Source organism: Ancylobacter gelatini, from assembly GCF_022601675.1.
GTDB lineage: Bacteria > Pseudomonadota > Alphaproteobacteria > Rhizobiales > Xanthobacteraceae > Ancylobacter > Ancylobacter gelatini.
In genome coordinates, this window is the sequence record NZ_JAKVIL010000006.1 from 188080 (window position 1) to 203436 (window position 15357).

The following is a 15357-nucleotide window of genomic DNA, read 5'->3' on the forward strand; positions in this document are numbered from 1 at the left end:
CTCAGATCGGCGGCAGGTTCAGCCATTTGGCCGAGGCGCTGAGGATGAGATCGACCGCGAGCGCGGCGAGGATCATGCCCATGACGCGGCTGATGATCGAGCCGCCGCCGCGCCCGATGATGCGCGAGATGCGGCCCGCGGCCAGCAGGATGACCAGCGTGATCCCCAATACGATCGCCATGGTGGCGATGGTCATCAGCCGGTCCGGGAAATTGTGCCGGGCATTGTCGGTCAGCACCACGGCCGCCAGCATGGCGCCGGGGCTGGCGATGGACGGGATGGCGAGCGGGTAGATCGCGACGTCCAGCGGGTTGGTCTCGACCTGCGGGTCGGGATTGCCGTGACCCGAGCCGCTGATCATCGTCAGCGCGAACAGGAACAGCACGATGCCGCCCGCGATCTGGAACGACTCGATCGAGACGTCCATCGCCCGCAGCAGCCAGTGGCCGGCAAGGGCGAAGAACACCAGAACGCCGAAGGAGATGAACACCGACAGCAGCGCCGCGCGCTTGCGCCCCGCAGCGTCCAGCATCGCGGTGGCGGCGAAAAACACCGGTAGCGTACCGAGCGGGTCGATCACCACCCACAGCGTCACGAATTCCTGAATACGTTCCGACCAATTCATTGCCTGATCTGCCTGTTGTCGTCGCCTTACCTTCGTCTTAGGCCATCTGCGCGCGCTGGCCCAACACATTGCGTGCCGTGCTATGGGGTGGGCGTGGATGCGGGCGGATTCGGGGCCGCCGACGGGAACCAGGGAGAGCGGCATGCGGGCACCCAGCGTGAAGGCGCCGCGTAGATGGCCCGATTTCGCCACCGAGCGCACGGCCCTGGCCGCCGGGGAGATGCCGGTCGCGGGAGCCGACGAGGTGGGGCGCGGGCCCTGGGCGGGGCCGGTGGTGGCGGCCGCGGTGATCCTCGATCCCGAGCGGGTGCCCGAAGGGCTCGACGATTCCAAGAAGCTGAGCGCTTCCCGGCGCGAGGCGCTGTTCGAGATCATCTGCGCCAGCGCCGAGGTTTCGCTCGCCTTCGCGCCGCCGGCCCGCATCGACGCAACCGATATCCGGCAGGCAACGCTCTGGGCGCTGGCGCGGGCCTGCGCCGGGCTGCCGCGCGCGCCGCGCCTGCTGCTGGTGGACGGGCGCGACGTGCCGCCCGTCGCCTGCGCGGCGCGGGCGATCATCGGCGGCGACGGGCTGGTCGCCTCGATCGCGGCCGCCTCGATCGTCGCCAAGGTGACGCGCGACCGGCTGATGGGCGAACTCGGCCGGCAGCATCCGGGCTATGGCTTCGAACGGCATATGGGCTACGGCACCGCCGAGCACGCCGCCGCGCTGGAAGCGCTGGGCGCGTGTATTCACCACCGCGTCTCCTTCGCCCCGATCCGGGCGCGGCTGGCGCGGACGGTGGACGCCGTCTAGTCCGGCTTCAGCCGTGCCTCGACGGCGAGGAAATCGCGCCAGACCATGCGCTTGCCGAGCGGGGTGCGCAGCAGATAGGCCGGGTGGAAGGTGGCAAGCGCGGGAATGGTCCGCGTGCCGGTATCATACTCCATCCAGCGCCCGCGCGCCTTGGTGATGCCGTCCTTGATTCCGAGCAAGGTCTGGGCCGAAGGGCCGCCGAGGCACACGAGCACATCCGGGTTCGCCAGCTCGATCTGCCGGCGGATGAAGGGCAGGCAGATCGCGGTTTCCTGTGGGGTCGGCGTGCGGTTGCCCGGCGGGCGCCACGGCACGACATTGGCGATATAGGCCGAGGAGCGGTCAAAGCCGATCGCGGCCAGCATGCGGTCCAGCAGCTTTCCCGAGCGGCCGACGAACGGCTTGCCCTCGATATCCTCGTCGCGCCCCGGCGCCTCGCCGACCAGCATCAGCCGCGCCTGCGGGTTACCGTCGGCGAAGACCAGCCGGGTTGCGGTGTGCTTGAGCGGGCAGCCTTCGAAACGCTCCAGCAACTCGCGCAGCGCCTCCAGCGTCGGGGCGGCGGCGGCGGCTTCGCGTGCCTCGGTGGCGGCGAGGTCCGGCGGGGCAAGCTCCGGCGCAGCGGGAGGGGCCGATGGCCGGGGAGCGGCGGGCACCGCGCGCGCGGCCGGGGCAGATCTCGGCTCAGCGGGGGCCGTAGCCGTTGCGGACTGGAGCGCGGGGCGCGGCGCGGCGCGGGCGGCCTGCTCCGCCGCGCTCTCGGCGAAGCGGTCGACCGGTACCTCGCCAAGCGCGGCATCGACGCCCGCTTCGACGTGGAAGGCGAGAATGTCGGAAAGGATGTCGCGTTCGGTGGGGGCAAGGCTCATGCCGGTCATTCTATTCGATCCAACAGCTGATTGTCAGGCCGGCCCAAGCGTGGAAGAAGTCCAATCAGCGCAATGCCCCCTGATCTGTGCATGCCCGGAGGATGGAATGAGTGCGGCCGAACTGCCCGAGCGCGAGGCGATGGACTACGACGTCGTCATCGTCGGTGCGGGCCCGGCGGGCTTGGCGGCGGCGATCCGGCTGAAGCAACTCGACGAGGCGCTGTCGGTGGTCGTGGTCGAGAAGGGCTCGGAGGTCGGCGCGCATATCCTTTCCGGCGCGGTGATCGATCCCATCGGCCTCGACCGGCTGTTCCCGGACTGGCGGGACGACGCGGACGCGCCGCTGAAGACCCCGGTGACGGACGATCGGTTCTACCTGCTGGGCCCGGCCGGCGGGCTGCGCCTGCCGAACGCGCTGATGCCGCCGCTGATGAGCAATCACGGCGCCTATATCGGCTCGCTCGGCAATGTCGCGCGCTGGCTCGCCAGCAAGGCGGAGGAACTCGGCGTCGAGATATATCCCGGTTTCGCCGCCAACGAAGTCCTGTACGAGGACGGCGCGGTGGCAGGCGTCGCCACGGGCGACATGGGGATCGGCCGCGACGGCGAGCCGACCGACCGCTACACGCGCGGCATGGAACTGCGCGGCAAGTACACGCTGTTCGCCGAAGGCGCGCGCGGCCAGCTCTCCAAGCAGCTCATCGCCCGCTTCTCGCTCGACGCGGGCCGCGAGCCGCAGAAATACGGCATCGGGCTCAAGGAACTGTGGAAGGTGGCGCCGGAGAAGCACCAGCCCGGCCTCGTGCAGCATTCCTTCGGCTGGCCGCTCGGCAATGCCACGGGCGGCGGCTCGTTCCTTTATCATCTGGAGGACGGGCAGGTGGTGGTGGGCTTCGTGGTCCACCTCAACTATTCGAATCCGTGGCTGGCGCCGTTCGAGGAGTTCCAGCGCTTCAAGACGCATCCGCTGGTGCGCTCCACCTTCGAGGGCGGCAAGCGCCTCGCCTATGGCGCGCGGGCGATCACCGAAGGCGGCTTCCAGTCGGTGCCGAAGCTGGCATTTCCGGGCGGGGCGCTGCTCGGCTGCGCCGCCGGCTTCATCAATGTGCCGCGCATCAAGGGCAGCCATAACGCCGTGCTCTCCGGCATCCAGGCGGCCGAGCAGGCCGCCGCGGCTCTTTCCGCCGGCCGGCAGCGTGATGTGCTGGAAGGCTACGAGGCCGGCTGGCGCGCCTCCGACATCGGCCGCGACCTGTGGAAGGTGCGCAACGTCAAGCCGCTATGGTCGAAGCTCGGCACCTATGCCGGCATCGCGCTTGGCGGGCTCGATATGTGGACCAATACCCTGTTTGGCGTCTCGCTCTTCGGCACGCTCGGGCACGGCAAACCGGATTCCGCCAGCCTGAAGCCGGCGGCGGCGTCGAAGAAGATCGACTACCCCAAGCCTGACGGCGTCGTGTCCTTCGACAAGCTGTCCTCGGTGTTCCTGTCGAACACCAACCATGAGGAAGACCAGCCGGTGCACCTGAAGGTCGCCGACATGGCGCTCCAGAAGGCGTCCGAGCACGATATCTATGCCGGGCCATCGGCGCGCTACTGCCCGGCCGGCGTCTATGAGTGGGTTGAGAAGGGCGGCGATGAGGTCTTCGTGATCAACGCGCAGAACTGCGTGCACTGCAAGACCTGCGACATCAAGGACCCGAACGGCAACATCACCTGGGTCGCCCCCGAAGGTGGCGGCGGGCCGAACTACCCCAATATGTGAGGTCGAAACCGACAGCGCGCGGCTGGGCATGGCTCGCCCGCCGGGCTAGCATCCCCCGACAAGCACAGCCATCGGACGGGAACCGCGACGAGCGGCTTCATCCGGGTGGCGAATGGCTCGGAGGAGCGCATGATGGGTACGGACGCGGCAGGCCTGCTCGAAACCAACCTCGACGAGGTCTGGAATGAACGAGACCCCGCGCGCCGGCTGGCCGCGCTGAGCCGGCTCTATCATCCCGACGCGGTGCTGTATGAGCCCGATCGTGAGGTGACCGGCCACGAGGCGATTTCCGAGACGGTCGGCGCGCTGCTCGGGCAATTACCGGAGGGGTTTCGCTTCGAGCCGGTCGCAACGCCTCTGGAGCATCATGGCCTCGCGCTCGCGCGCTGGCGGGGCGGCCCTCCCGGGCAGGTCATCGTCACGGGCAGCGACGTCGCACGGGTCGCGGACGGCCTGATCACGGAACTTCACGTCTTCATCGATCCGCCGCCCGTGACGGAATGAGGCGGGAGACGATCGTCCGGGAGAGGATCGTCTCCGTCCGGCGGCGTGTCAGAACAGGCTGAGCACGAAGGCGGCGGCGAGGATGGCGGCGGCAAACAGGTCGCTGGCCATCGCCACGTTCTCGCGCATGTTGCGCGCGGGGCGGCGCATGTGGTTGTAGCCGGCGAGGCCGAGGAACACGCCGCCGATGAAGGCCAGCGGAAGGGACCAGCCGGGCAGCAGCAGCGAAATCAGCCCCGCCGCGCCGATGGCGAGATTGGCGAAGCCGAGTTCCTGCGCGATGACATAGGCGCGTGGCTCGTCGACGCCGAGAATATGCTTGAGCGTATAGCCCGGCCGCAGGATCTGCGACACGCCCGCCAGCACCAGCCGCACGCCCACGGCCCAGAACACGAACCATTTGGTGAAGATGCCGAGCAGGCCGGCAAGCGTACCGTTGCTCACCAGTTCCGATGCGATCGAGAGCACGGGAAGGATGACCATCGTAAGGGCGATGACGGCGTAATAGACCATGTGACAGAACTCCGGCGGACAAGGCGGTGTCCGTACACCAGCCTAGAGCATCATGGCCTCGGGAGGAAACGCCGGAACCGCGTTTTGTGCTCTGAAAACAACAACCCGGTGCTCGTGGCGAGGTCCCCCGTACCTGATGGGGTGCTTATCCCTTTGACATAAAACGTTTATAGAGCGCGCGGGCCGGCGGCGGCGTCATGTGCGCGTCCGGACCGCGCAGACGGCTGCGGGCGGCGTTCCGGCACCGCGTCATCGAAACGTAATCAAACCTTCATCCCGCCATCACCTGCCATCGTTAACCCCCTCTCCAACGATGGGGCCGACGAGGAGCACTTATGGCGGCTGCGCTGCAACTCGACCGCGTGAGCAAGACCTACGGCGTCACTGCCGGTTCTCAGCTCCGCGCCGTGGACAACGTCACGCTCACCATCAATGACGGTGAACGTGTCGCGCTGATCGGGGCGTCGGGCTCCGGCAAATCGACCTTGATCCGCATCGCCTCCGGCCTCGTGCTGGCCGACAAGGGCGCGCCGGGCACCGGCATGGTGCGCTCCTTCGGAGTGAGCGTGCAGCAGGGCGGCCGGCTGTCGCGCGAGGTGCGCCGCGCCCGCCGCCATATCGGCCTCGTGTTCCAGCAATTCGCGCTCTCCGGCCGGCTGACGGTGCTGACCAACGTGCTGGTCGGGGCGCTGGGGCGGATGAACGCGTTTCGCGGCACGCTGGGCCTGTTCAATGCCGATGAACGGCGCACCGCCTATGCCGCGCTCGCCGAGGTCGGCATCCAGGCCCATGCCGCCAAGCGCGCCCGCGAGCTTTCCGGCGGCCAGCAGCAGCGCGTCGCCATCGCCCGCGCGCTGGTGCAGGGCGCCAAGCTGGTGCTGGCCGACGAGCCCATCGCCTCGCTCGACCCGAAATCGGCCAAGCGCGTGATGGACACGCTGGTGACCATGAGCCGCGACCACGGCATCGCGCTGGTGGTCTCGCTGCATCAGGTCGACTACGCGACCGCCTATTTCGACCGCGTGATCGCGATGGATGCCGGGCGCGTCGTGTTCGACGGGCCGGCCTCGCAGATCAACGCCGCGTTCCTGACCGAGCTCTACGGCGCCAGCGCCGAGGAGCTGATCCTGCCCAGCCAGTTTGCCGTCGGCGCCTCCGTGCCGGCCGAGACCCCCGTCACCCAGACCGTATCCTGACAGGAGCGACCCCCATGAAGCGCATTCTCGCGGCCGGCCTCGTGCTCGCCGGCCTCACCGCCCCGTTGGCGGCGCAGGAAATCAAGGAGCTGAACTTCGGCTTCATCTCCACCGAATCCTCGGCCAACCTTGCCAAGAGCTTCGAGCCCCTGCTCAAGGACATGGAAAAGGCGATCGGCGTCCCGGTGAAGCCGTTCTTCGTCGGCGACTATGCCGGCGTGATCGAAGGCATGCGCTTCAAGAAGGTCGATGTGGCGTGGTTCGGCAACAAGTCGGCCATGGAGGCGGTGGACCGCTCCAACGGCGAAGTGTTCGTCAAGACCGCCAAGCCGGACGGTTCCTCGGGCTATTACTCGCTTATCGTTACCAATGCCGACCGTAACGACATCAATAATCTGAAGGACGTGCTGGACTGCACCAAGGGCTACAATTTCGGCAATGGCGACCCGAACTCGACCTCGGGCAATTTGGTGCCGAGCTACTACGTGTTCGCCATGAACAACGTGGACCCGACGAAGTGCTACAAGCGAGTCGTGACCTCGAACCATGAAGGCAACCTGCTCGCGGTCGCCAACAAGCAGGTCGATTTCGCGACCAACAACACCGAGAACATGACCCGCCTTGAGCAGACCCGCCCGGCGGAAGCGGCGAAGATCAAGGAAGTGTGGCGCTCGCCGATGATCGCCGGCGACCCGATCGTGTGGCGCAAGGATCTGCCGGCCGACCTCAAGGCCAAGATCTACACCTTCTTCATGACCTATGGCCGCAACGGCACGCCGGAAGAAATCGAGCATGCCCGCGCCGTGCTCGCCAAGACCTCGGACGGCTGGGGTCCGTTCCTCGCCTCCTCCGACGCGCAGCTGATCCCGATCCGCCAGCTTGAACTGTTCAAGTCCCGCATCAAGGCCGAGAAGAACGACAAGCTCTCCGCCGACGAGAAGGCCGCCGAGCTGAAGAAGATCGACGCCCAGCTCGCCGACCTCGACGCGCAGCAGAAGAAGCTGCCCGCCATGTGAGGCGCCGGCGGGCCTGCCGGCTCGCCGCCCTCAGAAACCCTGTGTCATCCCGGAGGGCCTCATGGCCGCTCCGGGATGATGTCATGTCCTTCACGACCCGACGGGAGCACGATCCCGGCTCCCCGGCGCCGCCGCGGCGGGATGACGATCCCCCGGATGACGATCCAAGGAACAACCCTCGCATGTCCGTCTCCCACGCCGCCCGCCGCACCGCCGCCGATCTCGCCACGATGCCCGCACCGCCGGTCACGCCGCTCGTCACCCGGCTGACGCGCCTCGCGCTGGGCGCCATCGTCATCGCGGTGCTGGTCGCGGCCTGGTACGAGGCTGAGATGAACCCGGCGCAGCTGGTGCGCGATGCGGGCAACATGGCGACGCTCGGCGCCGACTTCCTGCGCCCCGACTTCACCGACTGGGATGTCTATTTCGACGCGATGCTGGAGACGCTGGCGATCGCGATCTGGGGTACGGTGCTGGCGGTGATCGTCGGCATCCCCTTCGGCATCCTCTCCGCGGAAAACGTGGTGCCGCATTGGGTGGCGTTCCCGATCCGCCGGGTCATGGATGCCTGCCGCGCCATCAACGAGCTGGTGTTCGCGCTGATCTTTATTGCCGCCGTCGGCCTCGGCCCGTTCGCCGGCGTGCTGGCGCTGTTCATCCACACCACCGGCGTGGTCGCCAAGCTGTTCTCCGAGGCGGTGGAGGCGATCGACCCCGCGCCGGTCGAGGGCATTCGCGGCACGGGCGGCACCTGGCTGCAGGAAATCATCTACGGCGTGCTCCCCCAGGTAATGCCGCTGTGGATTTCCTACGCGCTGTACCGCTTCGAATCCAATGTCCGCTCGGCCACCGTGCTCGGCATCGTCGGCGGCGGCGGCATCGGCATGACCTTCAACGAGACCATGCGCGGCTTTCTCTATTCGCAGGCCGCCGCGATCCTGATCATCGTGGTGCTTACGGTCTCGCTGCTGGACATGGTCAGCCAGAAAGTCCGCAAACGCTTCATCTGAGCCGCGCGGCGCATGCACGACATGCGGGGCAGGGATGCGCGCGCATCGGTAACGATTCAATCGTTGACGACATAGCTGACTCTGAAAGCCGCCCTTCATTCCGGGCGGCTGTTCAGGGAAACATTCATCATGTCTCATCACCATCGCCCCGTTGCGTCCCGTACCGTTATCGCGGTCGCTCTGATTGCCTCTTTCGGCCTCGGAGGGATGACGGCGGCCTCGGCCGGCGGCCGCAGCAAGGATGACCGCAAAGCGTTCTGGCAGACGTTGCACGAGTCCCGTCAGCCCTGGGGGCGGGTGTTCCACACCCAGAAGGCCGCGCCGGAAAAGGCGCCGGCCGCCAGCACGGCCAAGCCGAAGAGCTGAGGTCACAGAAGCTCGGTGTTTCAAAATTGCACGAACGCAATTATTTCGATGCGTTCTCGTATCATGAATGGCGTCCGCGCATGATGTAATCTCCTCTCGTCACGGTCTGACCAGGCGGTCGACCTTGCGGGGATGGAGAGAGACCATGCACAAGATCGTGCTCGCCAAACTTTTTCTCGCGCTCTCATCGATCGCGATCCTCGCGGCGGCCGGCGCTTATGCCGACCGGCGAAGCGAACCCAGCGCGCAGCCGGTCCATGTGGCCGGGGCGGCGTCCGGGCGTTGGCTGGTCGAGCCGACGACGAGCGATGCCGGCGGTGCCGCACTCATCGCCACGGCAGGCGAGACGCGCTCCTGAGGGACGCTTTGCCAGTGGAAGCCGGCCGCGTCTTTTAAATATTCGGCCAAAGCTTTCCGATTATTAATTTGATCGTCATTCTCCCGCCCGCATCGTTTTCGATGACTGATAGACGGCGTGTCGCGTGCGCGCCGTCTTTTCTTTGCGCATCCTTGCCGCCGGAGTGCTCCGCTTGCGTGGTTTTCTCTCTCTTCTCGCCGATTTCTGGCGTCTGTCCTCGCCCTATTTCCGTGGCGAGGATAAATGGCGCGGTGGCGCGCTGCTCGCGGCGGTGATCGGGCTGGAAGTCGCCTGGGTCTATGCCATCGTCCTCATCAACGAATGGAATAATGCGTTCTACAACGCGATCCAGGAGAAGGATTTCGCCGCCTTCACCCATCAGCTTTGGCTGTTCATGCTCTATGCGGCGGGAGCGATCGTCGTGGCGGTCTATCAGCTCTACCTGCGGCAGTGGCTGGAGATACGCTGGCGCACATGGATGACGGAGCGCTATCTTTCCGGGTGGCTGGCGGACAAGACGCATTACCTTATGCGACTGAAGGGCGACACCGCCGACAACCCCGACCAGCGTATCGCCGAGGACGTGCAGGCCTATATCGCGCAGACGCTCAGCCTGTTCATGGGGCTGCTCAACGCGGTGATGACGCTGACCTCCTTCGCGGTGATCCTGTGGGGGCTCTCGGGTGATTTCAGCTTCAGCCTGTTCGGCGGGGAATGGCGGGTGCCGGGCTATCTGGTCTGGGCGGCCTTCGCCTATGCCGCGGTCGGCACCTGGCTCACCCATCTCATCGGCCGGGTGCTGGTCGGGCTGAACTATAACCAGCAGCGCTTCGAGGCGGATTACCGCGTCGATCTGGTGCGCGTGCGCGAGCATGGCGAACAGATCGCGCTGATGGATGGCGAGGCGACCGAGCGGGCGCGGCTGCTCTCCCGGTTCTCCCATGTGGTGCACAATTTCTGGGGCATCATGATTGCCCAGAAGCGGCTGACCTGGTTCACCGCCGGCTATGGCCAGATTTCCAATGTCTTCCCCTTCATCGTGGTAGCCCCGGCCTATTTCGCCGGAACGATCACGCTTGGCCAGCTCATGCAGACCTCCTCGGCCTTCGGGCAGGTGCAGGGTTCGTTCTCGTTCTTCATCACCGCCTATTCCTCGCTGGCGGAGTGGAAGGCGGTGGTGGACCGGCTGGTGGGCTTCGAGAACTCGGTCGCGGTCACGCAGGCCGAGGCGCGTGCGATAGGCTTCCACCGGGAGGCGGCGGGCGATGGCGCGATTCTGGGGCTCGACAGCTTCGAGGTGCGCCTGCCCGACGGGCGGGTGCTGGTGACGGCCGATCGCATGCGCATCGGGCGCGGTGAGCGGGTGCTGCTGACCGGGCCGTCGGGCTCGGGCAAGAGCACGCTGCTGCGCGCCATGGCCGGCATCTGGCCATATGGTCATGGCGAACTCACGCTGGCGCCGGGCGCCCGCATCCTCACCCTGCCGCAGCGGCCTTATCTGCCGGTCGGGTCGTTGCGCGGGGCGCTGGCCTATCCCGATGCGACCGTGGACCATTCCGACGACGCCCTGCGCGAGGTGCTGCAGGCGGTGGGGCTTGACGCCTTTGCCGGGCGCCTCGATGAGCGCGGGCTGTGGTCGTCCATCCTGTCGGGTGGCGAACAGCAGCGCTTCGCGGTGGCACGCGCGCTGCTTATCAAGCCGGATGTGCTGCTGCTGGACGAGGCGACGTCGGCGCTGGACGAGCCGGGCGAAGATGCGTTGTACCGGCTGATCGCCGAGCGCCTGCCGTCCACCGCGCTTCTCTCCATCGGCCACCGCTCGACCCTGCTGGATCTGCACCAGCGCCATATACGGCTGGAGCGCGCAGCGGACGGACCGGCACGGCTGATGGACATCGCCGGCGTCGCGGCGTGAACGCGGCGACGATGCAAAGGCGTGGATGGCCGGGACGCGCCCGGCCATGACGTCGTCAGGCCCGAAGGCGCCTAGGGGAGGACCGGGGCGTAGGTCGAGACGGGCTCGACCTTCTCGATCAGCTTGTGCTGCTGCATGAAGGTGGCAAAGCGGGCGTAGCGCTCGCTGTCCAGCGCCGCCGGGGCGTGGGCGAAGCGGCGCAGCGTGTCGGTCCAGGCGGTGCGGTTCAGTTCGTCATCGAGCTTGGGATTGGCCTTCACGAACAGCTTCCACGCCTCGTCCGGGTGGTTGAGGATGTAGATCGTCGCGTCCTCGACGGCGGCGAGGAACTTCTTGAGCCGCGGATCGGCCAGCTTGTCCTTGTGGGCGACATAGATGAGTTCGTCGAACACCGGCACGCCATGCTCTTCCGGGAAGAAGGCGACGCCTTCCTTGCCTTCCAGCTTGATCTGGGTGAGCTCGAAATTGCGATAGGCGCCGATCACCGCATCCACCTTGCCGGCCATCAGGGCCGGGGTCAGGGCGAAGTTCACGTTGATCATGGTGACATCGGAAGGCTTCAGCCCGGCGTCGGTCAGCATGGTGCCGAGCAGTGCGTCCTCGAAACCGGCGACCGAATAGCCGACCGTCTTGCCCTTGAGGTCGGCGATCGACTTCACCGGCCCGTCCTTGAGCGCGACGAGCGCGGTGAGCGGGGTCGAGACCAGCGTGCCGAACCGGACCAGCGGCAGCCCCTCGGCGACCGACTGGTAGAGGCTCGGCTGGTAGCTGACCGCGATCTCGGCCTGTCCGGCGGCGACAAGGCGCGGCGGAGCGGAGGGATCTGCCGGCGGCACCAGCGTCACATCCAGACCGTGCTGCTCGAACAGCCCCTTCTCCTTGGCGATGATGAGCGGGGCGTGGTCGGGGTTCACATACCAGTCCAGCAGCACGGTCAGCTTTTCGGCGGCATGGGCGGGAACGGCGGTGAGGGCGAGCGCGCAGGCCAGGGCGGCGCCGGCAAGTGTGTTCTTCAACATGGATCTCCTCCCAGAATGGAGACCCGGCACATGAGCTTGGGGGATCTTCCGGCGGCGACCCGGTTCGATCGAACCCCTGAGCGGCCCCGCCTTGGCTCCGTCCCTTCGCCGGCATGACCCGGATCAGGTTCAAAGGGTCTGGCGGCTGCCATCTCAGCCCCTTGATCCATCACTGAATCGCGGGACACCCCTCGGACGGGCAAAGGTTAGCAGGCTCGGTATGCCACGGCAAATGGGCGGGGCGGGCATTCACGCGCCGCGCCAGCCCTCCATATAGCGCACGCCTTCCACGCCGGTGAAACGGGCAAGGCGCGTGAGTTCGGCGTCGAGGCGGGCGAGGCGGCCGGCGGAGGCGCGCACCCCCGGCTCCAGCCACAGGCGCTTAACCTCCAGCACGCCGGCCTTGCGGTCCGCCTTCATGTCGATGCGGCCAATCATGCGATCGCCTTCGAGGATCGGGAACACGTAATAGCCATAGACCCGCTTGTGGGCGGGTACGAACACCTCGATGCGGTAGTCGAAGCCGAACAGGCGCTGCGCCCGCGCGCGGTCGCGCAGCAGCGGGTCGAACGGCGAGAGCACCCGCAGTCGGGCCGGCGGAGCGGGCAGGGCGTCGAAGACCGCGCGGCTGCCGGCCAGCGCGTGGCTGGCGCGGTTGCGTCCGTCCTCGCAGCCGATCATCACCGGCTCCAGCCGTTCCGCGTTGGCGGCGACCCAGGCGCGGGCCTCGTCGGGCGACACCAGGTCCCAGAACGCGGCGATCTCGCCATGGGTGGCGAAGCCCAGACGCTCCAGCGCGCTGGTGCAGGCCCAGTCGATGAAGGCGTCTTCCGGCACCTCGCCTTCGCGGTCGGCGGCGGGGATGACGCGCTCGGTCAGGTCATAGACCTTCTGGAAACCCTCACGCCCGGCAATGGAGAGCGCGCCGGTGCGCCAGAGATATTCCAGCGCGGTCTTCTCCGGGTGCCAGTTCCACCAGCCGCCGGGCGGGCGCTTCTCGGCCTCGAAGTGCCGCGCCATCAGCGGGCCTTCGCAGGTGATGCGCTCATGGACGTGGTCGACGTAAGCTTCGAAGCCGTTCTCGTGCCAGCTGCGCCAGCGTTCCGCCAGACTGCTACGGGCACGGGCGAAGCGGTGCTTCCAGTAGCGGAAGAAGGCACTGGGGATGATCGCGGCATCGTGGGTCCAATGCTCGAACAGGGCGCGGTCCTTTTCGAGCAGCCTCGTCAGCTGCTCGCGCCGGTAGCTTTGCGCCCGGGCGAACAGGATGTGGTGATGGGCCCGCTCCACGGTCGCGATGCTGTCAACCTGCACGAAGCCGATCTGGTGGATCAGCTCCAGCAGCCCCGCCTTGGAAAGCGCGCGGCCCGGCGGGGCGGACAGGCCCTGCCGGGCGAGAAAGATGCGGCGGGCGTCTTCATTGGAGAGGTGAATCGGCATGACCCATCTTGGCAAAGTTCCTGTTTCGTTCCAAGTGGCCTCCGGCCCGTGCCAGTGGCTTTACCGCGCCAGCGTCTCTGGCGCCCAGGGCAGGGCGCGGGTGAGTGCGCGGTCGACCAGCGCGAACAGGCCGAGCGCCACCACAAGCAGGATGGCGAGCGCGGCGAACACCATGTCGGTCTGCATCCGCGCGTTGGAATAAAGCATGAGATAGCCGAGCCCCGCCGAGGCGCCGACCCATTCGCCGACGATCGCGCCGATCGGCGCTGCGGCGGTGGCGACGCGCAACCCCGAAGCCAGCGCCGGCAAAGCGGCCGGCATGCGGATGTGCCGCAGCAGGGCGAACGGGCCGGCGCCGTGCAGCCGGGCAATGTCGATCAGCCCCTGATCGGTGCGCGCGAGCCCGTCATGAAATGCCGAGGCAACGGGGAAAAAGATGATGAGGCTCGCCATCACGATCTTGGAGGCGAGGCCAAAGCCGAACCAGATCACCAGAAGCGGGGCGATGGCGAAGACCGGCAAGGCTTGCGCCACCAGCAGCACCGGGCGCAGCGCGCGCCGCGCCGTGCTTGAGCCCGCCATCAGCAGGGCGCAGGCGATACCGAGCGTGCTGCCACTGAGCAGGCCGAGCAGCATCTCGCCGAGCGTGATTCCGGCATTGTGAGCCAGCACCCCGGCATTGTTCCACATTGCCATGGCGATGCGCAGCGGGCCGGGCAGGATATAGGCCGGGATAACCAGAAGCCGGACCAGCGCCTCCCACAGCCCAAGCAGCGCGAGACAGACGGCGAGCGCCCGGACGAGGGCGGCCAGCGGTCGCTCATGCGCCTCACTGCGCGTCGCTTTCATGTCTTAGTTCCCGGTGCCTGCTGTGTTCTTATAGCGATGGCCCGGATGCGGGGCGACAGCGCGCATGGTGCCAAGGTAGGGCGTTTATGCGACATTTCGGCATGACGTAAGGTCATCATATTGACGCTCGTCAATGCCGCCACATGTGTTCGGGTGCAAAAGATCAACGAAATCAAGAACGGGAGGAGTGCATATGATCAAGGACATTCTCGTCAGCCTGCGCAGTGGCGAGGGGCCGGACAGCACCGTGGACTATGCGGTGTCCGCCGCGGCGCGGCTTGGGGCTCATCTCACCGGCGTCGCGGTGAGCTATGAGATCGACGTTCCCCCGGTCTATACGGAGGCGTTCTCGACCGATTTCATCGAGGCGCAGCGCGCGGAAGGCAAGCGCCTGGCCGATCAGGCGGTTGCACGTTTCGGCGAGGCCACGCGCTCGCTGGAGATCACCGGAGAGGTGCGCACGATTGACGGCACCCCCGGCGGCGCCGCCGAGCAGATTGCCATCATGGCGCGGCTTTACGACCTCGCCATCGTGAGTCAGGCAGACCCGGACAATCTCGGCTCCGAGGAAGTGATCGCCGAGGCGGTGCTGTTCGATTCGGGCCGGCCGGTGCTTCTGGTGCCGCGCAACCAGTCCAAGCCGTTCTCGGCCAAGCGCATCATGGTGGCGTGGGACGGCGGGCGCGCGTCCGCGCGCGCGGTGGCGGAGGCCCGGCCGCTGCTCGAACACGCCGACTTTGTCGAGGCGGTGGTCGTCGATACCGGCCGCAACAAGCCGAACGCCCTGCCGGGAGCGGACCTTGCCCGCCATCTGTCGCGCCATGACAAGAATGTCGAGCTGCGCCGGCTGGTGCCGACCGGAGATGAGGGCATCGTCGATGTTCTGCTGAAGGAAGTGGCGGCACGCGACATCGACCTCGTGGTGATGGGCGGATACGGCCATTCGCGTCTGCGCGAGTTCGTGCTTGGCGGCGTGACGCGCGACATGCTCGACCGCATGACGGTGCCGCTGCTGCTGGCGCATTGAGCGACCGCGGGGCGCCTCGCTCGGTGCCTCGCCTTTCATTCGGCGCCTGACGGCGCCTGAGGCCGGTCCGGAATGCCCGGGCCGGCCTT

General features: G+C 67.1%; 16 protein-coding genes and 1 riboswitch. Of the genes, 10 read left to right on the forward strand and 6 right to left on the reverse strand.

All coding sequences use genetic code 11. From position 1 onward, the window contains the following. Window position 1: 1 nt before the first annotated feature. Window positions 2-625: a MarC family protein gene (locus tag MKI84_RS12565; protein ID WP_241619905.1), complete on the reverse strand. Its 624-nt coding sequence runs from the start codon at window positions 623-625 to the stop codon at window positions 2-4. 142 nt (window positions 626-767) lie between these two features. Between MKI84_RS12565 and MKI84_RS12570 the strand changes: the two genes are divergently transcribed. Next, a complete protein-coding gene (locus MKI84_RS12570) occupies window positions 768-1421 on the forward strand; it encodes a ribonuclease HII (protein ID WP_241619906.1) in 654 nt (217 codons plus the stop codon). Here MKI84_RS12570 and MKI84_RS12575 read toward each other — a convergent pair. Next, complete coding sequence (locus tag MKI84_RS12575; RefSeq protein ID WP_241619908.1) at window positions 1418-2290, reverse strand: uracil-DNA glycosylase; 873 nt, start codon at window positions 2288-2290, stop codon at window positions 1418-1420. The genes MKI84_RS12570 and MKI84_RS12575 overlap by 4 nt on opposite strands. 106 nt (window positions 2291-2396) lie before the next feature. Between MKI84_RS12575 and MKI84_RS12580 the strand changes: the two genes are divergently transcribed. Both MKI84_RS12580 and MKI84_RS12585 read left to right on the forward strand, forming a co-directional pair. After that, a complete protein-coding gene (locus tag MKI84_RS12580) occupies window positions 2397-4055 on the forward strand; it encodes an electron transfer flavoprotein-ubiquinone oxidoreductase (RefSeq protein ID WP_241619910.1) in 1659 nt (552 codons plus the stop codon). A gap of 132 nt (window positions 4056-4187) precedes the next feature. Then, the gene (locus MKI84_RS12585) at window positions 4188-4559 is read left to right on the forward strand and encodes a nuclear transport factor 2 family protein (RefSeq protein WP_241619912.1); all 372 of its coding nucleotides are present in this window, start codon (window positions 4188-4190) and stop codon (window positions 4557-4559) included. Window positions 4560-4607: 48 nt separating this feature from the next. Here MKI84_RS12585 and MKI84_RS12590 read toward each other — a convergent pair whose 3' ends face one another. Continuing rightward, the gene (locus MKI84_RS12590; RefSeq protein ID WP_241619914.1) at window positions 4608-5072 is read right to left on the reverse strand and encodes a DUF6790 family protein; all 465 of its coding nucleotides are present in this window, start codon (window positions 5070-5072) and stop codon (window positions 4608-4610) included. A 335-nt stretch (window positions 5073-5407) separates the two neighbouring features. Here MKI84_RS12590 and phnC point away from each other — a divergent pair, with 335 nt between their 5' ends. The 6 genes from phnC (at window position 5408) to MKI84_RS12620 (ending at window position 10933) form a co-directional block, all read left to right on the forward strand. Then, on the forward strand, window positions 5408-6268 hold the full coding sequence (gene phnC / locus MKI84_RS12595) for a phosphonate ABC transporter ATP-binding protein (protein WP_241619916.1): 861 nt from the start codon (window positions 5408-5410) through the stop codon (window positions 6266-6268). A 14-nt stretch (window positions 6269-6282) separates the two neighbouring features. Then, window positions 6283-7284 carry a phosphonate ABC transporter substrate-binding protein gene (gene phnD / locus MKI84_RS12600; RefSeq protein WP_241619917.1) on the forward strand — a complete coding sequence of 334 codons (1002 nt, stop codon included), beginning with the start codon at window positions 6283-6285 and terminating at the stop codon, window positions 7282-7284. 182 nt (window positions 7285-7466) lie between these two features. Continuing rightward, window positions 7467-8294, forward strand: coding sequence for a phosphonate ABC transporter, permease protein PhnE (gene phnE, locus MKI84_RS12605; protein WP_241619918.1), 828 nt, complete (start codon window positions 7467-7469; stop codon window positions 8292-8294). Window positions 8295-8423: 129 nt separating this feature from the next. Next, the gene (locus MKI84_RS12610) at window positions 8424-8660 is read left to right on the forward strand and encodes a hypothetical protein (protein WP_241619919.1); all 237 of its coding nucleotides are present in this window, start codon (window positions 8424-8426) and stop codon (window positions 8658-8660) included. Between the two features lie 145 nt (window positions 8661-8805). Then, window positions 8806-9018 carry a hypothetical protein gene (locus MKI84_RS12615; RefSeq protein ID WP_241619920.1) on the forward strand — a complete coding sequence of 71 codons (213 nt, stop codon included), beginning with the start codon at window positions 8806-8808 and terminating at the stop codon, window positions 9016-9018. A gap of 172 nt (window positions 9019-9190) precedes the next feature. Then, window positions 9191-10933: an ABC transporter ATP-binding protein/permease gene (locus MKI84_RS12620; RefSeq protein ID WP_241619921.1), complete on the forward strand. Its 1743-nt coding sequence runs from the start codon at window positions 9191-9193 to the stop codon at window positions 10931-10933. Window positions 10934-11004: 71 nt separating this feature from the next. Here the strand turns inward: MKI84_RS12620 and MKI84_RS12625 are convergent, their stop codons facing one another. The 3 genes from MKI84_RS12625 to MKI84_RS12635 all read right to left on the reverse strand — a co-directional run bounded on the left by MKI84_RS12625 (window position 11005) and on the right by MKI84_RS12635 (window position 14241). Further along, a complete protein-coding gene (locus tag MKI84_RS12625) occupies window positions 11005-11952 on the reverse strand; it encodes an ABC transporter substrate-binding protein (RefSeq protein ID WP_241619922.1) in 948 nt (315 codons plus the stop codon). An 83-nt stretch (window positions 11953-12035) separates the two neighbouring features. Next, window positions 12036-12154: riboswitch (TPP riboswitch) on the reverse strand. Between the two features lie 47 nt (window positions 12155-12201). Next, window positions 12202-13392 (reverse strand): winged helix-turn-helix domain-containing protein, encoded by a 1191-nt coding sequence (locus MKI84_RS12630; protein WP_241619923.1) that lies wholly within the window; start codon window positions 13390-13392, stop codon window positions 12202-12204. Between the two features lie 60 nt (window positions 13393-13452). Continuing rightward, on the reverse strand, window positions 13453-14241 hold the full coding sequence (locus MKI84_RS12635; protein ID WP_342593634.1) for an ABC transporter permease: 789 nt from the start codon (window positions 14239-14241) through the stop codon (window positions 13453-13455). Window positions 14242-14434: 193 nt separating this feature from the next. On the opposite strand from MKI84_RS12635, the gene MKI84_RS12640 reads away from it, so the two are divergent. After that, window positions 14435-15268, forward strand: coding sequence for a universal stress protein (locus tag MKI84_RS12640; protein ID WP_241619925.1), 834 nt, complete (start codon window positions 14435-14437; stop codon window positions 15266-15268). The last annotated feature ends 89 nt before the right edge of the window (window positions 15269-15357 follow it).

Coding starts and splice junctions, on each gene's coding strand:
- MKI84_RS12565 (WP_241619905.1), bottom strand. CDS start 625: ATGAATTGGTCGGAACGTATTCAGGAATTCGTGACGCTGTGGGTGGTG.
- MKI84_RS12570 (WP_241619906.1), top strand. CDS start 768: ATGCGGGCACCCAGCGTGAAGGCGCCGCGTAGATGGCCCGATTTCGCC.
- MKI84_RS12575 (WP_241619908.1), bottom strand. CDS start 2,290: ATGAGCCTTGCCCCCACCGAACGCGACATCCTTTCCGACATTCTCGCC.
- MKI84_RS12580 (WP_241619910.1), top strand. CDS start 2,397: ATGAGTGCGGCCGAACTGCCCGAGCGCGAGGCGATGGACTACGACGTC.
- MKI84_RS12585 (WP_241619912.1), top strand. CDS start 4,188: ATGGGTACGGACGCGGCAGGCCTGCTCGAAACCAACCTCGACGAGGTC.
- MKI84_RS12590 (WP_241619914.1), bottom strand. CDS start 5,072: ATGGTCTATTACGCCGTCATCGCCCTTACGATGGTCATCCTTCCCGTG.
- phnC (WP_241619916.1), top strand. CDS start 5,408: ATGGCGGCTGCGCTGCAACTCGACCGCGTGAGCAAGACCTACGGCGTC.
- phnD (WP_241619917.1), top strand. CDS start 6,283: ATGAAGCGCATTCTCGCGGCCGGCCTCGTGCTCGCCGGCCTCACCGCC.
- phnE (WP_241619918.1), top strand. CDS start 7,467: ATGTCCGTCTCCCACGCCGCCCGCCGCACCGCCGCCGATCTCGCCACG.
- MKI84_RS12610 (WP_241619919.1), top strand. CDS start 8,424: ATGTCTCATCACCATCGCCCCGTTGCGTCCCGTACCGTTATCGCGGTC.
- MKI84_RS12615 (WP_241619920.1), top strand. CDS start 8,806: ATGCACAAGATCGTGCTCGCCAAACTTTTTCTCGCGCTCTCATCGATC.
- MKI84_RS12625 (WP_241619922.1), bottom strand. CDS start 11,952: ATGTTGAAGAACACACTTGCCGGCGCCGCCCTGGCCTGCGCGCTCGCC.
- MKI84_RS12630 (WP_241619923.1), bottom strand. CDS start 13,392: ATGCCGATTCACCTCTCCAATGAAGACGCCCGCCGCATCTTTCTCGCC.
- MKI84_RS12635 (WP_342593634.1), bottom strand. CDS start 14,241: ATGAAAGCGACGCGCAGTGAGGCGCATGAGCGACCGCTGGCCGCCCTC.
- MKI84_RS12640 (WP_241619925.1), top strand. CDS start 14,435: ATGATCAAGGACATTCTCGTCAGCCTGCGCAGTGGCGAGGGGCCGGAC.